This is a genomic window from Janthinobacterium sp. EB271-G4-3-2 (assembly GCF_020858035.1).
GTDB lineage: Bacteria > Pseudomonadota > Gammaproteobacteria > Burkholderiales > Burkholderiaceae_D > Janthinobacterium > Janthinobacterium aestuarii.
Map to the genome: position 1 here is coordinate 76,150 of NZ_JACYMG010000009.1, position 20,548 is coordinate 96,697.

Annotated in this window: 19 protein-coding genes; 2 read left to right on the forward strand and 17 right to left on the reverse strand. The window is 64.9% G+C overall.

What is annotated here, in order from left to right:
- Positions 1-135 precede the first annotated feature (135 nt).
- The gene (locus tag IGS55_RS18890; protein WP_034758768.1) at positions 136-648 is read left to right on the forward strand and encodes a YgjP-like metallopeptidase domain-containing protein; all 513 of its coding nucleotides are present in this window, start codon (positions 136-138) and stop codon (positions 646-648) included.
- Between the two features lie 96 nt (positions 649-744).
- On the opposite strand, the gene IGS55_RS18895 is transcribed toward IGS55_RS18890, so the two are convergent.
- The 12 genes from IGS55_RS18895 to IGS55_RS18950 all read right to left on the reverse strand — a co-directional run bounded on the left by IGS55_RS18895 (position 745) and on the right by IGS55_RS18950 (position 14,684).
- Positions 745-1,341 (reverse strand): PEP-CTERM sorting domain-containing protein, encoded by a 597-nt coding sequence (locus IGS55_RS18895; protein WP_230517698.1) that lies wholly within the window; start codon positions 1,339-1,341, stop codon positions 745-747.
- 345 nt (positions 1,342-1,686) lie between these two features.
- Positions 1,687-2,232: a TIGR00730 family Rossman fold protein gene (locus IGS55_RS18900; RefSeq protein WP_046682536.1), complete on the reverse strand. Its 546-nt coding sequence runs from the start codon at positions 2,230-2,232 to the stop codon at positions 1,687-1,689.
- An 11-nt stretch (positions 2,233-2,243) separates the two neighbouring features.
- Positions 2,244-3,017, reverse strand: coding sequence for a hypothetical protein (locus tag IGS55_RS18905; RefSeq protein ID WP_034758773.1), 774 nt, complete (start codon positions 3,015-3,017; stop codon positions 2,244-2,246).
- A gap of 41 nt (positions 3,018-3,058) precedes the next feature.
- Entirely contained in the window at positions 3,059-3,730 is a 672-nt protein-coding gene (locus IGS55_RS18910; RefSeq protein WP_034758777.1) for a TetR/AcrR family transcriptional regulator, read from the reverse strand.
- Between the two features lie 138 nt (positions 3,731-3,868).
- Complete coding sequence (locus IGS55_RS18915; protein WP_230517697.1) at positions 3,869-4,450, reverse strand: phasin family protein; 582 nt, start codon at positions 4,448-4,450, stop codon at positions 3,869-3,871.
- A 152-nt stretch (positions 4,451-4,602) separates the two neighbouring features.
- Positions 4,603-8,241 (reverse strand): EAL domain-containing protein, encoded by a 3,639-nt coding sequence (locus IGS55_RS18920; RefSeq protein WP_230517696.1) that lies wholly within the window; start codon positions 8,239-8,241, stop codon positions 4,603-4,605.
- Positions 8,242-8,526: 285 nt separating this feature from the next.
- Positions 8,527-9,486 (reverse strand): esterase/lipase family protein, encoded by a 960-nt coding sequence (locus IGS55_RS18925; RefSeq protein WP_230517695.1) that lies wholly within the window; start codon positions 9,484-9,486, stop codon positions 8,527-8,529.
- Positions 9,483-11,129: a GMC family oxidoreductase gene (locus IGS55_RS18930; RefSeq protein WP_230517694.1), complete on the reverse strand. Its 1,647-nt coding sequence runs from the start codon at positions 11,127-11,129 to the stop codon at positions 9,483-9,485. The genes IGS55_RS18925 and IGS55_RS18930 overlap by 4 nt, the downstream gene beginning before the upstream one ends.
- Before the next feature lie 7 nt (positions 11,130-11,136).
- The gene (locus IGS55_RS18935) at positions 11,137-11,664 is read right to left on the reverse strand and encodes a hypothetical protein (protein WP_230517693.1); all 528 of its coding nucleotides are present in this window, start codon (positions 11,662-11,664) and stop codon (positions 11,137-11,139) included.
- An 85-nt stretch (positions 11,665-11,749) separates the two neighbouring features.
- Positions 11,750-12,931 (reverse strand): MFS transporter, encoded by a 1,182-nt coding sequence (locus tag IGS55_RS18940; RefSeq protein ID WP_230517692.1) that lies wholly within the window; start codon positions 12,929-12,931, stop codon positions 11,750-11,752.
- An 89-nt stretch (positions 12,932-13,020) separates the two neighbouring features.
- Entirely contained in the window at positions 13,021-13,923 is a 903-nt protein-coding gene (locus tag IGS55_RS18945) for a LysR substrate-binding domain-containing protein (RefSeq protein WP_230517691.1), read from the reverse strand.
- Positions 13,920-14,684 (reverse strand): RNA methyltransferase, encoded by a 765-nt coding sequence (locus IGS55_RS18950; protein WP_230517690.1) that lies wholly within the window; start codon positions 14,682-14,684, stop codon positions 13,920-13,922. Before IGS55_RS18950 ends, IGS55_RS18945 begins: the two co-directional genes overlap by 4 nt.
- Before the next feature lie 195 nt (positions 14,685-14,879).
- Between IGS55_RS18950 and IGS55_RS18955 the strand changes: the two genes are divergently transcribed.
- On the forward strand, positions 14,880-15,659 hold the full coding sequence (locus IGS55_RS18955; protein WP_070224967.1) for an inositol monophosphatase family protein: 780 nt from the start codon (positions 14,880-14,882) through the stop codon (positions 15,657-15,659).
- A 74-nt stretch (positions 15,660-15,733) separates the two neighbouring features.
- Here the strand turns inward: IGS55_RS18955 and IGS55_RS18960 are convergent, their stop codons facing one another.
- From IGS55_RS18960 to IGS55_RS18980, 5 genes are all read right to left on the reverse strand, one after another.
- On the reverse strand, positions 15,734-16,675 hold the full coding sequence (locus tag IGS55_RS18960; protein WP_230517689.1) for a type II secretion system F family protein: 942 nt from the start codon (positions 16,673-16,675) through the stop codon (positions 15,734-15,736).
- 18 nt (positions 16,676-16,693) lie between these two features.
- A complete protein-coding gene (locus IGS55_RS18965) occupies positions 16,694-17,662 on the reverse strand; it encodes a type II secretion system F family protein (protein WP_230517688.1) in 969 nt (322 codons plus the stop codon).
- Between the two features lie 5 nt (positions 17,663-17,667).
- Positions 17,668-19,014, reverse strand: a complete 1,347-nt coding sequence (locus tag IGS55_RS18970) for a CpaF family protein (protein ID WP_442908187.1) — start codon at positions 19,012-19,014, stop codon at positions 17,668-17,670.
- 63 nt (positions 19,015-19,077) lie between these two features.
- Positions 19,078-20,238: an AAA family ATPase gene (locus IGS55_RS18975; RefSeq protein WP_230517686.1), complete on the reverse strand. Its 1,161-nt coding sequence runs from the start codon at positions 20,236-20,238 to the stop codon at positions 19,078-19,080.
- Between the two features lie 37 nt (positions 20,239-20,275).
- Positions 20,276-20,548, reverse strand: a complete 273-nt coding sequence (locus tag IGS55_RS18980) for a pilus assembly protein (RefSeq protein ID WP_230517685.1) — start codon at positions 20,546-20,548, stop codon at positions 20,276-20,278.

The window sequence follows — 20,548 nt, forward strand, 5'->3', positions numbered from 1 at the left end:
AGTGCGCGGCTTGACGCAGGAAGGCACGGGGCGGCTCTGGCGGCCCCGTGCAAGGGCTGGCGCAGCGCGGGGCGCGGCGGTATGGTACATTCTCGCCTTACCGACACCTCCGCGCCACGCCCCGCCCGTCCCCGCATGCAGCCATCCCTGAAATACCTGAGCGCCTATTCCGAACAAACGCAAGCGCAAGTGCAGCAACTGATCGCGCAAGACAAGCTGGGCGACGTCCTGTTAAAACGCTATCCGAACGCGCACGATGTGCGCAACGACAAGGCTTTATACCAGTACGTGCAGGATTTGAAGAATGAATTTCTGCGCAATGCCGAACCCATCAACAAAGTGGCGTTCGACAGCAAGATCCATGTGATCCAGCATGCGCTGGGCTTGCATACCTCGATCTCGCGCGTGCAGGGTGGCAAGCTCAAGGCCAAGCATGAAATCCGCGTGGCCACCATGTTCAAGGAAGTGCCGCTGGAATTCCTGCGCATGATTGCCGTGCACGAACTGGCGCACGTCAAGGAAAAGCAGCACGACAAGGCGTTCTACAAGCTGTGCACGTATATGGAACCGCAATATCACCAGTACGAATTCGACGTGCGCCTGTACCTGACCCAGCTCGACCTGTCAGGCCAGCGCCTGTGGTCATGAAGTCCTGGTCATGACATCCACGTAAAAATGCCGCCCGGCAGACAACTGGGCGGCATTTTTACTGATGCGCCGGCATGACCGGCGCCATGTTCAAGCTCAGGCGGCGTTCTTGCGGCGAAGCATGAAGCCCAGCAGGCCCAGACCGCCCAGCAGCATGCCGTAGGTGGCCGGTTCCGGCACGGCGCTGACAGTGGCGGCGATATTGTCGACCTGGAAGGTGTGCAAGGCGCCTTCCTTCCACGTTGCCGACAGCAGATTGCTGAAACCTGTAAACGTGTAATCGGCAAAGGTGTGGCCGCCACCGAGGGTGAAGGTCTGGCTCACCGTGCCGCCGCCTACCTGGTGGCCGACGAAGGTCACGTCAAAGGAACCGGGCAAGCTCACGAAGTCGGCCAGGCTGATCGAGCTCAGCGAGAAAGCGGCGCCATCGGCACGGCTCAGGGTGGTCGTCGACAGTGGGGTCGCGCCGAGACCGGCCGAGCCGGCATAGGCGAAGCTATCCTGATGCGCCGAGCTCAGCAGGCCGAGGAAGCTGCTGTCGAAGTTATAGCCGCCTTCGGAGTAGGAATTGAACACGGAACCGAAGTAGCCCGGTTGTTCCAGCGAATCGAAGCCGATGGTGGTGGTTTGTGCATGGGCACCGCCAGCGGCAGCGAGAATGGCAGCGACAGCGGTCGCTCGCAAGAGGGTCATAGGTTTCAAAATAGCATCCTTTCGAGATGAAGAAGTAGCGTGGTTGTGGCAACTTGAAACGGCTCGGCACCTTTTTTTGGGAGTCTGTACAACGCTCGCCGGTGTCCGATATTCCTAACTTTTGAACCCTGACAGTAGACCACAGCCATAATTAAAAATCATCTTCATTTTCAAAAAAACATGCCTTCAGAGCAATTTTATAGCCATATTTTTATTAATTAAGTCATTCAGCCCGATCAATTTTCCCGTGTAGAAATAAAAAAGCCATGCAGCACCGCATGGCTCTTTCAGGCGACAGGAAAAATAGTTGATCGGCGACGCCCGCACGGCCAGGCAAACATGGTCTTACGGCGCGCACTCCTTCAGGCGCTGCACCAGCGCAGCAGGGTCGGCGTCGGCATTGAGGAATGCCGCGTGCTGCGGGCGGATGAAACCCTGTTCCTTGCCGTTTTGCACGAAAGCGATCAAGCCATCGTAGAAACGGTCGACATTGAGCAAACCGATGGGCTTGGCGTGCAAGCCCAGCTGGGCCCACGTCAGCATCTCGAACAGTTCTTCCAGGGTGCCATAGCCGCCGGGCATGGCGATGAAGGCGTCGGACAGGCTGGCCATCATCGCCTTGCGCTCATGCATGTCCTTCACGATGAACTGGCGCGTCAAGCCCATGTGGCCCACTTCGCGCTCGACCAGCTGGGTGGGAATCACGCCTGTTACCTCGCCGCCCAGGCGCAGCACTTCATCGGCGATCACGCCCATCAGGCCCACCTTGCCGCCGCCATACACGAGCGAAATATTTTCCGCCACCAGCACGCGCGCCAGTTCGCGCGCCGCCACGGCATAGTCCGGCGAGACGCCCGCGTTGGCGCCACAGTACACACATAAAGCCTTGATCACAGTAATCCCTACCCTTTCAATTCATCGATCGCCGCCTCGACTTCGAGGCGTTCCTTGGCGTCCAATGCCACGCATTCGGCCGCCTTTTCATACAGGGCCAGCGCTTCCGCCAGCTTTTTCTTTCCGTCGAGCATGTTCAACGCGCGCGCATATTCGCTGTGCGCCAGCGCCGAATACGGCGTCAGGGCCAGCGCCGTCTTGAAGTGCTGGTAGCCGTCTTCCTTGTTGGCGCCGTAGGTCAGGCTGCCTATCATGGCGCCGACCTTGTCGATAATTTCCGTATGATAAATCCCAAACGCGATATGCGCTTCCGCATGCATGGGTGCCACAGTCATAGTGCGGTCCAGGCTGTTGCGCACGCGCGCGCCCATGCCCTGCGCCAGTGCCTTGACGACGGACGTACCCAGCGCATAGCGGCCCAGGCTGTAGGCATGCCAGTAGTAGCCGGCCGGATTGTCAGGCTGCTCGCTCTGCTGGCGCTCGCAGCGCTCGGCCACTTCCTCGTACATGTCGAGTTTCTGGCTATCGTTTCCTTCCAGGTGCGTGGCATAGATGCAGGTGGCCTTGTGCGCCACCGCATAGCCGGGCACACCGACGGCCAGGCCCAGCTTCACGGCGCGCTCGAAGTCGCCCGCATGGAAAGCCAGCCAGGCTTGCAGCAGCGCAGGGTGCGTGGGAAACGGTTCCACATCGCCCGCATGCAGACGCGGCCAAGCCGCTTCCAGGGTTTGCGGCGTGTAGACATATGCTTCGTCCGGATAGGGGAATTGTTTCCAAGCCATAGCTCTCTCCTGTAATTGACGACGTGGCGCCAGCAGCCGCGTCAGTCGTTCTTGAGTTTGGTCACATACTCTTCCGACAGTTTGCGAAACAGCAAATGCGTTTCATTGCGCAAATACGGCCCGATCAGGGACAGCACCTGGTAGCAGCCGCGCGCCAGCGCATCGGACATCGATTGCTGCTCGCTGTACTTGCGCGGGTTGCGCACGTACTCGTACGACAGCCAGTAGGTGGCGACGACCACCATATTCGTCGCCATGGCAGCGACTTCCATGTCCGACGCTTCAAGCGACTGTTCGCTGCGCAAGTCTTCGCACAGCTGGGTGGCCACCTTGATCTTGTGCGCCAGGATCAGTTTGAAGTGCAGTTCCAGCTTGCGGTTGCGCGACAGTAAATCGTTGAGGTCGCGATAGAAAAAGCGGTAGCGCCAAATCAGCTCGAACATCAGGTGCAGGTACAGCCAGACGTCCTCGATATTCGAGCGTCGCCCGTCGGGCACGGTCAGGATGCGTTCGATTTCCGCCTCGAACTGGACGAAGATCGAGTTGACGATGTCGTCCTTGTTACGGAAGTGGTAATACAGGTTTCCCGGCGAAATGTTCATCTCTTCCGCAATCACGGTCGTCGTGATATTCGGCTCACCAAACTCATTGAACAGGCGCAGCGACAACTCCAGGATGCGTTCGCGGGTACGGCGTGGTGCTTTTTGTAGCATGGCGGGCAATCTCTCTGTGTTCTGCCTCAAGCATACCACCTAAGATAGTCGTAATGAAACACCGCGCCCCACGGCGGCGGCGAAAAGCGCGGGCAAAAAAAAGCCTGCGCGAGCAGGCTGGAGGAATGCGGCGCCAGCTCAGGCGGCCGGCGCTTTTTTCTTCGCCGCCGGCCTCGCGGCGGGTTTGCTCACCGCTTTGCTCGCGGGCTTGACCGGCGCCTTGGCGGCAGCCGCTTTCGGTGCGGTTTTTGGTACGGCTTTCGATGCGACTTTCGGCGCCGCCTTCACGGCAGGCTTGGCCGCCACCTTCGGCTTGGGCGCCGGCGCGGCCTTGGCCGACAGCGCCGCCACTTGCCGGCTCAAGGCATCGATCTGCGCGTGCAGCGCGGCGATGTCCTGCCGCGTGGGCACGCCGATGGTGGCCAGCGCGCGCGCGACGCGCTCTTCGAACACTTGTTCCAGCTTGTCCCAGGAGCCGCTGGCCTGCTTGCCCACGCCATCGGCCAGTTTGCCGACGCTGCCGCTGACGTCGGCCACCTTGTCTTCGGCCCGTTTCTGGAATTCCGTGCCTTCCTTCACCAGCCTGGAAAACACGCGTCCGCCCTCTTCCTGCGCCTTCGCAAAAGCGCCGAGGCCCGCTTGCCATATCTGCTGCGCCGACGAGCGCACGGCGCTCGCCAATTCCGTGTCTTCCGTCAGCTCCTTCAATTTCTTCGCCATCGCCAGCTCCCGTCATGTGAAAGGCCATGCCACTTCATGGATGCGTTTTATTCTAGAGAGCAAAACTAGAGACGGGAGTCTAATTCGATGGAAAGCTGCTGCGCAAGGTGCGCCAGCGCACGCGGCGGCCAATTACCCGCTGCGGAAAATCCTCAGGCCGCCGCTTTCACCTGGCCATGCAGCAGCTTGTGCAGGCGGAAGCCTTCGCGGATATTCTCGCGCAGCACGGCGCCTTTCCACGGCTTGGTATAGAAGCGGTCGACGGCGCCGCGGTTGATGGCCGCCATGATGGGCGTCAGGTCGGCAAAGGCCGACAGCATGATGCGGAAGGTGTCGGGACACAGGTGCTTGACCCGCTCCATGAATTCGGTGCCGCTCATGAGCGGCATGCACTGGTCGCACAGGATCACCTGTACCTTGTGGCGCGCCAGGATGTCGAAGCCCTCGGCGGCCGTCTGCGCCGTCAGGATGCGGTAGCCGTCCTGCGCCAGGAAGTCGCTGAGCACGTCGAGCATGAAGACATCGTCGTCGACGATCAGCAAGGTTTGCTGCTCTTCGCTGCCAGCATCCTGCGGCGCCTGCAGCAGCTTGCCGCCCATCAGCATCTGTTCGAATTCTTCCTGCGGCACGGGGCGGCTGAAATAATAGCCCTGCATCTCGTCGCAGCCATGGCGCCGCAGGTAGGCCAGCTGCGCATCGTTTTCCACGCCTTCTGCGATCACGTCCAGCTTCATGCTGTGGGCCATGCTGATGATGGCCAGCACGATGGCCGCGTCGTCCGGATTGCTCGTCACTTCGCGCACGAAGGCGATGTCGATCTTCAGCTTGTCGATGGGGAAGCGCTTCAGATAGGCCAGGCTGGAATAGCCGGTGCCGAAATCGTCGATGGAAATCTGGATGCCCAGCGCCTTCAGGTTGCGCAGCACGGCGATGGTTTCCTCGGCATTCGACATCAGCGAGCTTTCCGTCAGCTCCAGCTCCAGCAGGTCGGGCGCGATATCGTGCTTGCGGATCGCCTTAAGCACCTCTTCCTCCAGGCCGCCGACGAAAAACTGGATGCCAGACACATTCACCGACAGGTGCACGGGGCCGATGCTGCTGGCGCCCCACTCGCTGATCTTCTTGCAGGCCTCGTCGAGCACCCAGTTACCGACGCGCACGATGAGACCCGTTTCTTCCAGCAGGGGGATGAACAGGGCCGGCGAAACCATGCCGTGGCCGGGACGGCGCCAGCGTATCAGCGCCTCGGCGCCGCTGATGCGTCCCGAGATGATATTCACCTTGGGCTGGAAGAACAGCACGAATTCCTCGTTGTCGATGGCACGCCGCAGGGCATTTTCCATGTCCAGCCGCGCCATCGACTGCGCGTTCATTTCCGCCGTGAAGAAGCGGAAGGCATCGCGGCCCGCCTCCTTGGCACGGTACATGGCCGTGTCGGCATATTGAATCAGGGTGTCCGCATCGGCCGCATCCTCGGGGAACACGGATATGCCGATGCTGACCGTCACCGTCACCTCGTGGCCCTGCAAGTCAAAGGGCTTGCGCATCGCCTCGCGGATCTTGTCGACAACGCCGACGGCATGCTGCGCGCCTTCGGGCAGCAGCAGGATGGTGGCAAATTCATCGCCGCCAAAGCGGCCAATGGTGTCGCGCACGCGCAGGCAATCGACGAGGCGGCTGGAAAACTGGCGCAGCAGGTCGTCGCCGATGGTGTGGCCCAGGGTATCGTTGATATTCTTGAAGCGGTCGACATCCATGAACAGCACGGCCACGGCCCACTGGTGCTCGGCGGCCTGGGCCAGCGAATGGGTCAGCGAGGCGTAGAACTGGCTGCGGTTCGGCAAACCCGTCAAGGTATCGAAATGGGCCAGTTTCATCAGGCGCTGTTCGGCATCCTTGCGCTCCGTGATGTCGCGCGCCACGGCCACCAGGATCCAGCTCTGCCCCGAGCGCAAAGTGCGCCGCTGCACTTCCACCGACAGGGGCGAGCCGTCCTTGCGCTGCAGCTGCAATTCCGTCATCGGGCCGCCCTGGTCGCCGGCCAGCAGCTTGTTGTACAGCTCTTCCAGCTGGGATTCGCCCTCGTGCGCGCGGCCCGGCCCCACGCGCAGGAAATCCTCGCGCTCGAAACCGAGCATGCGGCAAGCCGTCTGGTTGACGTCGACGAAGCACATGCCGGCGCGGTCGACGAGGAAAATCGCGTCGGCCGTGGCGTCCATCGCCAGACGGAAGCGGCGCAAGTCTTCATCGAGGCGGATGCGCGCCGCCATGTCCAGGGTCAGCTGCTCGTGGTGGCGCTTGATTTCGTCGTACAGCAGCAGGTTGTCGTAAGCGACGGCGATCTGCGCCGCCACTGTGGCGGCGACCCGTTCGTCGACTTCGGAAAATTCATTCGCCCCCAGCTTGTCGACCAGGTACAGCCAGCCGTGGCTGCGCTCGCGCGACGCGATAGCCACGCCCAGGAAGGAGTGGACGGGCGGGTGCGTGTCGGGCAGGCCCAGCGCGCCGGGATCGCCCTTCAAGCCATTGACCCGGTAAGGCTGGCGCTGTTCCAGCAAGCGGTTCAAAATGCCCGTGCGCGGCGTGCTGGCGATGCGGTCGAGGTTTTTCTCGGCGCCGCACGAGGAAAAATAGCTGAGCTTTTCGGCGCCCTCTTCCAGCACGCCGATGCAGGCGTACTTGGAGACGCAGATATTCTGCGCCACCTTGCAGCCCGCCTCGATCAGGGCGCGCGGATCGCGTTCGGCGCCCAGCTCGATGCCCAGTTCGATCAGGGCCGTCAGGCGCAGGCTCACCGCCTGCAGGCTCGACAGCGAGCGCGACAAGCGCTCCGTCATGATGCCCAGGTCTTCGGGGAGCGCGGCTTGGCCCTCGCGCTGGCTGGCCAGCTGCGAAATCTGCTGGCTGCTCGATTCGAGTTCGTCGAGGTAGCCGCTGACCTGGTGCTCGATGCCGGCCAGCTGGCCCGTGCCAGGAAGCGCCGTACCGCCGCCCGGACCCGGCGCCGCAGGCACCTGGGCCGCCGCCGGCATCAGTCCCAGCGCCTCGTTGACGGTGCGCACGATGACTTCGGGATCGGACGGCTTGGGCAAGACCCAGCGCACGCCGCACGCCTGCGCGAGCAGGATCGCTTCCTGCTCGCGGTAGGTGGCCGTATAAAAGATGATGGGCACGTCGGCCAGCGCGGGATCGGCATGCACGCGCGTGACGAATTCGTAGCCGTCCATGTTCGGCATGAGAATGTCGGAGATGATCAGGTTGGGCCGCTCGGTGCGCAGTATTTCCAGCGCGTCGGCGCCGTTGGCCGCCTCCAGCAGGCGGTGGCCGCCGTAGCCGAGAAGTGCGGTCAGGAACTCGCGGTTCAGCACATGATCATCGACGATCAGGATGGTGGCTATGTCGTTTTTAACTGGCGTCGACGGCGCCCCGGGTAAAAAAGACTCCAGCTCCGCGACGAACAGGTCGGGCTCGATCGGTTTGCCGATGTAGCCATTGAAGCCCGCTTCGAGCAGGCGTTCGCGGTCGCCCACCATGGCCAGCGCCGTCACGGCCAGCGCCGGGATCTTGCGCAGCTGCGGGTCTTTCTTCAGCTCCGCCACCACGCCATAGCCATCGAGCTTGGGCAAGTGCACGTCGCAAATGATCAAGTCCGGCAACTCGCTGCGCGCCATGCGCACGCCCTCTTCGCCGTCATAGGCGGCCAGCGGCGTGTACCCGAAGGCACGCAGCAAGTACACCATCAATTCCATATTGGTGGCGTTATCTTCGATAATCAGGATACGTGCGGACAATTAGCGCCCCCAATAAAAACGGCATGGACTCATTTTTCCGCATGCGCGGGCTACATAACAATCGTATAACATCTTGCCATAGATTCAGAGAAATTTCTGGCCGACGTACGCCTGCAGAACGGCTCAAGCGGCCTCATGAACAAATTTCCTTCAGCTATCTTCTGACGTTAGCTTAATACAGTACGCCAGCGGAAAACAGCACTTTCTGCCCTGTGCGTTGTTAAACATGGGCAACAGCAGAGACAAAAGAGACAGTCTTGCCATGCAGACAAAACACAACAGGACTCAGGCGAAATGGGGAGCGGAGGGAGGTTGCACGACTTCGCTCTTGATAGTGATTTCCGCCAGCAGCTGGCGCAGCACGCGCGCGTCGCTGGCCAGCGCCACGTGGCCGATGCCGCCGAAAGCGAGATTGCGCGCGCCCGGCAGGTGCGCGGACGCTTGCGGCGCGACGATATTGTCGTGATGCGAATAGATCGACGTGATCAGCGCGCGCAGCTCCGGCGTCTCGCTGGCGGCCAGCTGCGCCAGCCAGCCGCTGGGCGCGCCATCGACGCGGCTCATCTGGCGCGCATTCGCACCCGCCGCCAGGTTGGCCAGCACCGTGCCGTGGTGCGGCGTGCCGATGGTGACGATGCGCGCCACGCGGGCCGCGCCATGGCGGCGCAGCCACGCGCGCGCCACCAGGCCGCCCATGCTGTGGGCGACGAGAATCACGCGGTCGCTACCCGTGCGGGCGCACAGCTCGGTGATGGCCAGTTCCACCTGCGGCACGAACTGCTCGATGTCGGCGTTGATCGGTTCCAGGTCGACGCCGTCGTGCACGATGCCGGCCCGCGCCAGCTGCCGGCTCAGCTTTGTCCAATAGCCGCGGTTGCACACATAACCGTGCACCAGCAGCACCGGCAGGCCCTGGCCAGGCGTGATGCAATCGGCAGCATGCAGACGCGGACGCAGCATGTCCCACGACGAGGTCCACAGGGTGGCGCGCAATTCGCCGAAAAACAGGCGCGCCGCGCCCATGGCGCCCAGCTGGTATTCAGGCGGCACGGGACTGCCCAGGCGCCGGCTCTCCCGGAAATTGCGCACGACGATCAGCGCGCGCACGGCCAGCAGCATGAAGCCCGCCAGCAGCACGGCCATGGCCGGCGAGGCGACGCCCCACGCCTGCATGGCCAGGTACGCCAGCCCCAGCACGGCCAGCACCTGCAGCAGCATCAGCCATTTGAGGATGCGCGCGATCATGCGGTCGCCGCAGCAGAGGCGGGAACGGGAACGGGCGCGGGTTTGCCCGTCAGCGCTTGCGCCAGGCCGCTGGCCAGGCGCGCGGCCAGCGCATAGATCGTCAGTTGGGGATTGGCGCCTATCGAGGTGGGAAACAGCGAGCCGTCGTGCACGGACAGGTTGCGCACGCCGTGATAGCGGCCGTCGGCCCCCGTCACGCCCAAACGCGCATCGTCCGACATCGCGCAGCCGCCCATCACGTGGGCCGACACCACGCGCGCCAGCAGCGCCTTCATCGGCAAATCGCCGATGGCCTGCTTCGCCTGCGCCCAGCTCGTGTAGTGGCTGGCCATCTCGTGCACGGGATAGACGCTCCTGGCGCCCGCCGCGAACTGGATTTCCGCCATCGACAGCAGCGCGCGCCGCACGCCATCCCAGAGAAAAGGCGTGAGCGGATAGTCGAGCACGGGCGCGCCGAAACTGTCGATCGAGACGCTGCCGCCCGCCGCATCATGGTGAAAGCCGTCGCGCAGCAGCGCCAGCAAGGCGTGTGCATGGGGAAATTCGCGCATGGTGCGCGCATGCTCGTCGCCGAAGCCGCCCATGGTGGTGGCCATCAGCAACGGGTGCAAAGGCGGCGCTTCGAGCTTGTAGCCGATGGGGCCGTCGATGGGCGCCGTGTGCAGGAAATGGTCGGAATAAATCGTCTGCGGCGCGCCCGCATAGGCGTCGACCCTCTGCTTGAACAGGCCCGCCGAGACCACGGTCGGATGCAAAAAGGTGCGCCGGCCCAGCAAGCCGTGCGGGTCGGGCGCCTGCGAGCGCAGCAGCAGCGCCGGCGAGTTGATGGCGCCGCCGGCCAGCACAAAGTGTTTGGCGCGCAGCGTCAGGCGCACGCCCGTCGGCACCTGCCCGGCCGCGTCCAGCGCCGTCACCTGCAGGCTGTCGATGCGCTCGCCCTTGAAAGTAAAGCGCTCGGCGCGCGCATGCACGAGCAGGCCCGCGCCCAGCGCCAGCGCCGACGGGATCGTCGTCACCAGCATCGACTGCTTGGCGTTGGTCGGGCAGCCCATGCCGCAGTAGCCGAGGTTCCAGCAGCCGTTCACATTGCGCCGGATGGCGGCAGTGGGGATGCCCAGCGCCGCGGCGCCACGCCGCAGCAGATCGTTGTTTTCGTTGGGCGGCGCGGCCCAGTCGCTCACGTGCAGGCGCTTTTCCATCATGGCGAACCACGGCGCCATGGCATCGACGCCATAGCCGGACAAGCCAAAGTGCTTGCGCCAGTATTCGAGGGTGCCGGGCGGCGTGCGAAAGCTCGAGGTCCAGTTGACGGTGGTCGAACCGCCGACCGTGCGCCCCTGCAAAATGTTGATGGCCTTGTCGCGCGTCTTGCGCGCGGCCGACTCCTGGTACAGCGCGGGATAAGCGTCCGCTTCGCGCATCTTGAAGTCTTGCGAGGACTTCAAGCCGCCCTCTTCGACGATCAAGACCTTCAAACCGGCCAGCTCGAGGATTTCCGCCGTCACGCCGCCGCCGGCGCCGCTGCCGATGACGACGACGTCCGCCTCGAAGCCGCGGTCGGCGCTCAATGTGCTGGCGTCGGTGACGTTCCAGCCGCTGGCCACGCCGATGGCGATGGGATCAAGAATGGGAGATGTGCTCATGGATGCCTTATGCGCTCAGTTCGGGCAGCGGTCCCGGATAGCCGATGGCGGCCCAGTGGGCGGCATCGGCATACCAGGCGCCGAGGATCAGGTCATGCAGGGCCAGATAGGCCGTCTGCAAGGTGGCCAGGCGGTGCGTGCGCCACGACTGCAAAAAGGCGGCCACCTGGGCCGGGTCGGCGTCAAGCCAGCCGCCATGCACGCCGGCGACGAAGCGCCGCGCGGGCGCCAGCGCCAGCAAGCCAAACAAATCCCGCACTTCCTGCTGCGCCGCCAGGGGCAAGCCGCGGATGGCCGTGTCCACGCCGGCGATGGCGCCATCGAGCGCCGTGGCCCGCGCGGTCGCGTCCCGAGTCAGTGCGCTGCCCAGCATGGCCGGCACGATGGCCGCCAGCGCCGCACGCGCTTCGCCATCGAGCACGAAGCGGCCCGGCGGCGCCGGCCCGCGCACCAGCCGGTAGGCGGCGCCGCCAGCGGCCAGCGCACCGGCGCCGAGCACGCCCAGTTTCAGAAACGATCTGCGTCGCATCCCCATGTCTCCCTTGTTTTGTACGGCCTTTTGCAGGCCAGTGTACGCCAAAGGCAGCGGGCGTTTGAACGCAAAAACTAGAGCGACCCGTCTAGTTTTTGCGCGGCGGGAACCATAGCAGCAACATGGCCAGCAGCGCCGCCAGCGCCCCGCCGATGGCGATGCCGGGCAAGCCAAAGGCGACGATCAGCGCGCCGCCCAGCGCGCCACCGGCCGCCGTGCCCGCATTGAAGGCGGCGATATTCAGGCCCGCCGCCACCGCATCGCTGCCCGGGCAATGCTGCTGCGCCAGGCGCAGCAGCCGCATGGTCGACAGGGTCACGAGGGCGAAGAACAGCAAGCCCAGGGTGCCGCACAGGGCCAGCATGGCAAAGGGATGCGTGCGCAGCGCATAAAAGCCCAGCAGGTTGAGCGCCAGCGCGGCCAGGGCCAGCACGGTGGCGCGCAGGGCGTGGGGGCGGTCCGCGCACCAGCCGCCCAGCAGGTTGCCGCCGATCGCGCACACACCAAAGCACAGCATGGCGGCACTGAGCCAGCCCGCATCGAGCCCGCCCAGCTGCAGCAGGAACGGCGAGACATACGTGAAAAAGCTGAAGGTGGCCACGCTGATCAGCGCCGCCACCCCGGCCGCCAGCAGCAGGGGCGGCTGCAGGATGGCGCGCAGGCTGGCCAGGGCCGAGACGGCAGCGGTTTCCTGGCGCGCGGCCGGCATGGCGCAGCGCAAGCCGGCGCCGCCGCACAGGGCCAGCACGCCAATGGCCGCAAATACCCAGCGCCACGACGAGACGGCGCCCAGCCACGTCCCCAGCGGCACGCCGCCCGCCAGCGCCAGGGTCAGGCCCAGCCAGACGATGGACAGCGCCCGTCCCGCGCGGGACGGGTCGACCAGGCTGGTGGCCGCGTGCGAGGCGACGGCCATGAACACGCCATGCGCGAGGCCCACGGCAAAGCGCACACCGAGCAGCGCGCCCAGCGCCGGCGCGGCCGCCATGGCTACGCTGCCGGCCGCCAGCACGGCCATCGTCGCTGCGAGCACCTGGCGCACGGGCCGGCGCGCCAGCAGGGCCGTCAGCACAGGCGCGCCGATGGCCGCCCCCAGCGCATACGCGGCGATGGCGCCGCCGGCCGCCGCCACGCTGGCGTGCAAGTCGCGCGCCATGGGCGACAGCAAGCCGGCGGCGATGAATTCGCACAAGCCGAAGGCAAAGCTGCACAGCGACAGCCAATAAATGGAAGCAGGTAGCGCGCGGCTGCGCGGCGTAACGTTGGACATGGCATCCCCGACAATCAAAACGCCATGCTGGCCCCTGCGTCATCATCTGTAAAATATCTTATTTGTCTTGAAACGAGACCTTGAACGTCTTATTGAGCGGCGAACAGCCGCAGCTGCGCCAGCAGCCGCTCGCGCACGGCGGACGTGCGCCGCGGGTCCCACGCCATGTACAGGTCGAGCTGGCGCAAGGCCTCGGGCGCGCTGCTTGCCAGCGGCAGCATGACCACGCCCGCTGGCTTGCACGCCGCCAGGCTGGCCGGCAGCAGGGCCACGCCAAAACCGGCCGCCACCAGACCCAGCACCGTTTGCAATCGGCGCGCCTGCTGCACCACGCGCGGCACGAAACCCGCATGCAGGCACAGGCTGGCCAGCTGGTCGTGGAAACCCTGGCCCAAGTCGCGCGGCGAAGCGACGAAATCGTCGCCGGCCAGGTCCGCCAGATCCACCCTCGCCTGGCCCGCGCAGCGGTGGTGCAAGGGCAGCGCGATCACGATGTCTTCGCCCGACAGGCGCTCGAAGCGCAAGCCCGGCGTGCTGCGCCCGGGAGCGCGCAGCAGCGCGATATCGGCCTCGCCCCGCTCCAGCCACTCGACCTGCTGCTGCGTCGACGCTTCGCGCAAGGTGAACTGCACGGCGGGCGAGGCGGCGCGAAACGCGCGCATGGCATCGAGCACGTGGGCGTAGGGTGTGATATGGATGAAACTGAGGCGCAAGTGCCCTTCGATACCCTGCGCCACGCGGCGCGTCGCGGCCACGCCCTCTTCCAGGCTGGCCAGCACCTGGCGCGCCGTGGCCAGGAAAGCATCCCCGGCCGGCGTCAGGCTGACCTTGCGGTTCGTGCGTTCGAATACGGGGTAGCCGAGCAGCTCTTCCAGCCGCAGTATCGCCTGCGACAGGGGCGGCTGCGCCATGTGCAGCCGTTCGGCCGCGCGGCGAAAGTTCAGCTCCTCGGCGACGGCAATGAACTGGCGCAGCAGCCGGGTCTCTATCATGGGCCTTTTTTGGCTACCGCCAGGATATGGCGCGCGATGCCGCGCAGGATATTGACTTCTTCCGTTTCCAGTCCCGTGCGCGAAAACAGGCGTTTCAAACGGGGCATGAGCTTTTTCGGGTTGTCGGCGTCGAGGAAATCGATGGCGACCAGCGCCTGTTCCAGATGCGCATACATGCCGTCGACCTGCGCCAGGCTGGCCGCGTCGCCATGGAAACCGACGGGGCTGGCCATTTGCCCATCACCGAGCGCCGCCACGCGGCACTCATAGGCGACGACCTGCGCCGCCTGCGACAGGTTCAGCGAGGAATACTCGGGATTGGCGGGGATGTTGATCAGCACATTGCACTGCTCGACGATCTCGTTGGGCAAGCCGAAACGCTCGTTGCCGAAGATGACGGCCGCGTGCAAGTCTGCGCCGGCCGCCAGCTGGGCCGCGATGGCGCGCGGGGCCGTGACGGGCGGCGAGAATTCGCGCAGACGGGCCGACACGGCCGCCGCGTAATTGCAGCCTTCGAGCGCCTCGGCGATCGAGCCGACGATGCGCGCGCCGGACAAAATATCCTGCGCGCCGCTGGCGAAGGCCACCGCTTCCGCATCCGTCAAGGCATCGGGAAAACGGGGGTTGACCAGCACCAGATCGGAAAAACCCATCGTTTTCATGGCGCGCGCGACGGCGCCAATGTTGCCAGGACGACTAGTTTCGACAAGAATAAATCGCAGGCGTTTGAAAAGAGACGTGTTGATTTCGGGCAGATTCATTTAAAATAGCGCTATTGCGCGGTATCGATACAGGAAATTTCGGGAAACGGAGTCACAAAACGCTGACGCCAGGCCGGGATTTTAACCACTTCGGCACCGCTCCGCTCTTTAATTCATTCTTGCACTCTATCGTACCGGCGCCGCAAGGCGGCCATGGGCGGTCGCGTGCTTTTAACGGAAGCTCACATGCACCCAATGCTCAATACGGCGATCAAAGCCGCCCGCCGCGGCGCCGCCGTCATCAATCGCGCCTCTTTCGACCTCGACCGCGTCGTCGTCACGGAAAAACAACATAACGATTTCGTCACCGACGTCGACCAGGCGGCCGAACAAGCCATCATCGAGGTGCTGTCCAAAGCCTACCCGGACCACGCGTTCCTGGCTGAGGAATCGGGAGCTTCCGCCAACTCGCACGACGAGAATGAATACCAGTGGATCATCGACCCGATCGATGGCACCACCAACTTCATCCACGGTTTCCCGCAATACTGCATCTCGATCGCCCTCGCGCATCGCGGCGTCGTCACGCAAGCCGTCATCTACGACCCGGTCCGCAACGACCTGTTCACGGCCACCAAGGGCGCCGGCGCCTACCTGAACGAAAAACGCATCCGCGTCACCAAGCTCGACCGCATTTCGAACGCCATGCTGGGCACCGGCCACGGCGCCGGCCCGCGCGCGCTCGACGAATACCTGAAGATGTACCAGATCATGGCCGAACGCAGCCAGGGCGTGCGCAGTGCCGGCTCGGCCGCGCTGGACCTGGCCAACGTCGCTTGCGGCCGCCTGGACGGCTTCTACGAAAAAGGCTTGAAGCCCTGGGATATCGCCGCCGGCGCCCTGATGATCACGGAATCGGGCGGCATCGTCGGTGAATTTTCCGGCGAATCGGACTACCTGTACAAGGGCGACGTCATCGCCGCCAGCCCGAAGATCTTCGGCCAGATGATCCCCCTGCTGGCGCCATTCGCCTGATCGCCAGGCAAGGGCTGATGTAAAAAAGCTGCCGGAGGAAACTCCGGCAGCTTTTTTTTGCCTCCGGCCGGCCCTCAGCCGCCCCGCATGGCCGGCAGCAGCACGCGGTAAATCTGCAGGAACGCCGGTCCCATCAGCACGACCATCAGCGATGGAAAAATGAAAAAGATCAGCGGAAACAGCAGCTTGAGGGCGATCCTGGCCGCCGTTTCTTCGGCGCGCTGGCGCCGCTTGGTGCGCAGCTGGTCGGACTGCACGCGCAGCGACGCGGCGATGCTGGTGCCGAAGCGCTCGGCCTGGATCAGCAAGGTCACCAGCGCATCAACGTCGTCCACGCCGGTGCGCAGGGCCAGATTGCGCAAGGCCTTGTCCTTGGCGCTGCCGGCGCGCAGTTCCAGCGTCACCAGTTGCAGCTCTTCGGCCAGGATCGCACTTTTCAAGCCGATTTCCTGCGCCACGCGCGCCAGCGCCGCATCCATCGCCAGCCCCGCTTCGACGCACACCGTCATCAGGTCCAGCGCATCGGGAAAGGTCTCGAACACTTCGCGCTGGCGCTGCTTCAGGCAATGCGACAGCCAGACATTGGGCAGGTAATAGCCGAGGGCGCCCGCCGCGACCAGCCACAACAGCATATTCTGCCCGCCGTGGCGCAGCAGGAAATACGCCAGCAGCGGCAAGCCCACGAACAAGGCCGTCTTGGCCGCGTAAAACAGCGCGGGCGCGGCCTGGCTGCGCCAGCCGGCATGGACGAAGCGGCTGCGGATGGGCGAACTTTCCCAGCCCTCGTCGGGCAGCGACAACCTGGCCAGCGGGCGCGTGAGGCTGACGGCGTGCGCCAGCCAGCGCCGCCTCGCATGGCGCTCCCTGTCGCCGGCGGCGTTGGCATCACCGAGCGATTGCAGCCGCTCCTGCACGGCACTGCCGGCGAACAGGCGCAGCACCAGCACGGCCAGCGCGAAAACAATCAGGAACAGCAGGCCCAGCAAAGCCAGCTGCGCCGCACTCATGCCGCTCATCGTGTTTGCTCTTTCATGTCACACCCGGATATGGATAATTTTTCGGATACAGAGCACGCCAACCATCAGCAAACCCAGCGCCACGCCGACCATCTTGCGCCCGCCCGCATCCGTGTACAGCACGGCAAGAAACTGCGGATTCATCACGTGCATCATCAGCGCCGCGCCGAACGGCAGCAAGCCCAGGACCCAGGCCGACATGCGCCCTTCGGCCGACAGCACGCGCACCTGGCCCAGCAATTTCAATCGGTCGCGGATGATGGCGCTGATGCTGGCCAGCAGTTCAGTCAGGTTGCCGCCCGTCTCGCGCTGGATCAGCACGGCGATGACGACATAGCGCAAATCCGTGCTGGGCACGCGCGCGGCCAGGTTGCCCAGCGCATCGGCCATCGCCACGCCGAAACTGACTTCGTCGAACACGGCGCGAAATTCGTCGGCCAGCGGCCCCGTCATCTCCTCGCCCACCATTTTCAGCGCGGTGGGAAACGCATGGCCGGCGCGCATGGCGCGGCCCATCAGATCGAGCGCGTCCGGCAGCTGCTGTTCGATGCGCGCCAGCCGCCGGCTCCTGGCCCGGCGCGCCAGCAGATACGGCAGCACGGCGCCGCCCGCGCCCACACCCAGGCGCGCATACCATGGCAAGGGCAGCACACTGGCCGCCAACAGGCCGGCCAGCGCGCCAAGCGCGCAATAGCCGAGGAAGCCGGCCACGAGCCAGCGCATGCCCGCCTGCAGCAGCAGTTGCTCGATGCGCCGCGCGCCGGGCAAGACTTCCAGCACGCCCTGCAGGAAGGGATAGCTGCTCAGCGGGCGCTGCTTGGTGATCGACAGCGCCTGTTCGCCGTCGCTGGCCGTGTACATGGCTTGCAGGCGCCGCGCCACCCGCGCCGCGCTTGGCCCCCGCGCCGCTTGCCACGCCAGCCAGGCGCCCGCCACCAGCAGCAGGACGGCAAGGAAGAGGAACAGATAGACAAGGTAGGAAAGCATGGCGGTCAGCGCCCCGCCGCCGCAGGCTCGAACAGGGCGGCCGGCACGCCGATGCCAAAACTGTTCAGACGCTCGAGAAAGCGCGGGCGGATGCCGCTGGCCGAGAACTGCCCGACCACGGCGCCGCCCTCGGCCACGCCCGTCTGCTTGAAGCTGAAGATTTCCTGCATCGTGATGACCTCCCCTTCCATGCCCGTGATTTCCTGGATCGACGTCACCTTGCGCTTGCCATCGATCAGGCGCGACACTTGCACCACCACCGACACGGCAGAACTGATCTGCTGCCGGATGGCCTTGCTGGGCAAATTCGCCGCCGCCATGCTGATCATGTTTTCCAGCCGCGTCAGCGCGTCGCGCGGCGTATTGGCGTGGATGGTGGCCATCGAGCCTTCGTGGCCCGTGTTCATCGCGCCCAGCATGTCGAGCGCCTCTGCGCCGCGCACTTCGCCCAGGATGATGCGGTCGGGGCGCATGCGCAGCGCATTGCGCACCAGCGCGCGCTGGCTCACCTCGCCCTTGCCTTCGATATTCGCGGGCCGCGTTTCCAGGCGCACCACGTGCGGCTGCTGCAATTGCAGTTCGGCCGCGTCTTCCACCGTGACGATGCGTTCCGTATTGCCGATGAAGCCGGAAATCACGTTGAGCATGGTGGTCTTGCCGCTGCCCGTGCCGCCGGAAATGAGGATGTTCATCTTCGCCTTGCCCAGGCCCTGCAGCACTTCGGCCATCTCGGCCGTCATGCTGCGGTAGGCGACCAGGTCGGCCAGGCGCAGCGGATCGACGGAGAAACGCCGGATCGACATCACGGGGCCGTCGATGGCCAGCGGCGGGATGATGGCGTTCACGCGCGAACCGTCGGGCAGGCGCGCATCGACCATGGGGCTCGATTCATCGATGCGCCGGCCCACGCGCGAGACGATCTTGTCGATGATTTTCATCAGGTGGGCATCATCGTCGAAGCAGATGTCGGTCAGCTCCAGGCGGCCGCCGCGCTCCACATACACCTGCTGGTGGCCGTTGACGAGGATGTCCGACACGCTGGCGTCCGACAGCAGCGTTTCGAGCGGCCCGAAGCCCAGCATCTCGTGCTGGATGTCGCGCGTCAGGCTCCGGCGCTCGGCGTCGTTGATGACGACCGCCTCTTCGTCCAGCAAGCGCTCGACGAGGCCGCGCAATTCTTCGCGGATGCGCTCCTGCGACAGGCGCTGCATGCTTTCCAGGTCCACCCGTTCAAGCAGCAGTCCATGGATGCGCAGCTTGAGGGCGCGGTAGCCGTGGTTGTCGATGGCCGCCGCGCGTTGCGGCGCGAGCGTGGCGATCTTGGCGCTGCCGAGCCGTTCGCGGATGGACAAGGCGGCGGTGGGGGAACTAGCCATGAAATGCTCCGGTTATAGGGTGGGAATCAAGCGTGTGGATCAAGCTCGCCGCAGGACGCGCCCCAGCCAGCCCTGGCGCGCCGTGCTGGCCGCGCCGCCGCCCAGGCTGGCGGCGAACTCCTGCAGCGAGCGGGTGATCGGGCTGGCTTTGTCGAGCTGTAAAATCGGCATGCCCTGGTTGACGGAGGCGGCCGCCGAAGCGTAGTGATTGGGCACGGTGCGGTAGACGGCCGTGCCATACGCCGCTTCCAGGTCGCGCAGGCGGATTTCGCCGCCCTTGTCGTGGCGGTTGACGATGATGTGCACCTTTTCCTTCGCGTATTCGAGCGAGCGGAACATGCCCAGCAGGCGCTTGCCGTCGCGGATGTAGGGCAAGGTCGCCTGCAGGACGGGAAAGATCATGTCCGCGTGGTCGAGCGCGCGCACGCTGACGGCGTCGAGGTTGCGGCCCACGTCGAGCACGATGAAATCGTACTGGCGCCTGGCTTGCCGGATGATGGCGTCGATGTGTTCGGGCGCCACTTCGCTGGCGTGGGCCGGATCCTCGGGCGCGGCCAGCACGCTGTAGTTGGGCAGGATGTGCAGCATGCTCGATCCCAGGAACGAGGAGTCGAGCCGGTGGATGTCGCGCGTGACGTCGGACAGGGTGGCCAGCGGCTTGTTCTCGGAAACGAAGAGCGAGGCGTCGCCAAAATGCAGGTTCATATCGATCAGGGCAACGCGCTGCTGGCCGCCGGCGGCCAGCGCATAACCGAGATTGCTGGCAATGAAGGTGGCGCCGCTGCCGCCCTTGCAGGAAATGAAGGCCAGCACCTTGCCGTTGCCATGCTCGCGCCGCTCCAGCTTTTCCTCGATGCGTTCGAGCGCCGCATGCAGGCTGGCCGGCGCGGCGGGAAACGGCAGCACGTCGCGCACGCCCGCGCGCATGGCCTGCAGCAGGAATTCGGGCGGCTGCTGGTGGCACAGCACGATGAAGGCCATGCGCGGATGCAGGTTGCTGAGGCGCTCGATGGCGGCCAGGTCGGCGCCGTCGTTCGATGGACGGTCGAAGATCAGCACGTCGGGCGGCGATTGCGCCGCCTGCAGCGGTTCGAGCGATTCGCCGCCCGCGCTGATCTCGTCGAGCCGGTTGCGGCCGCGCAGCAGCCGGCCCAGTTCGGACAGTATTTTTTCATCCCTGGAATTGATGGCGATTTTCACGATATGCCTTGCTGATTCTGTGGTGACGGTGCCGGGCTCACGGGCGCGCCCCGACGCCGATGGTCAGGGCGGCCCCTTGCGGCGCGGGTGCGGCAAAGCTTTTCTGGTACGCCGCGTGGGCGGCCTGCGCGGCCTTGCCGTCGATGCCGGCCACGGGGTCGCGGTTCGCGCCCGCCTGCGGCGCCAGCACTTGGCGCGCGCGCAGCTGCTCGACGCTGTGGCCGAACTGGCGGTCCAGGTTCGGCGTGGCGGCGCAGCCGCTGGCGGCCAAGGCGGCCAGCAGTACGGGGAGGGAAAGGGAATGCTGCAT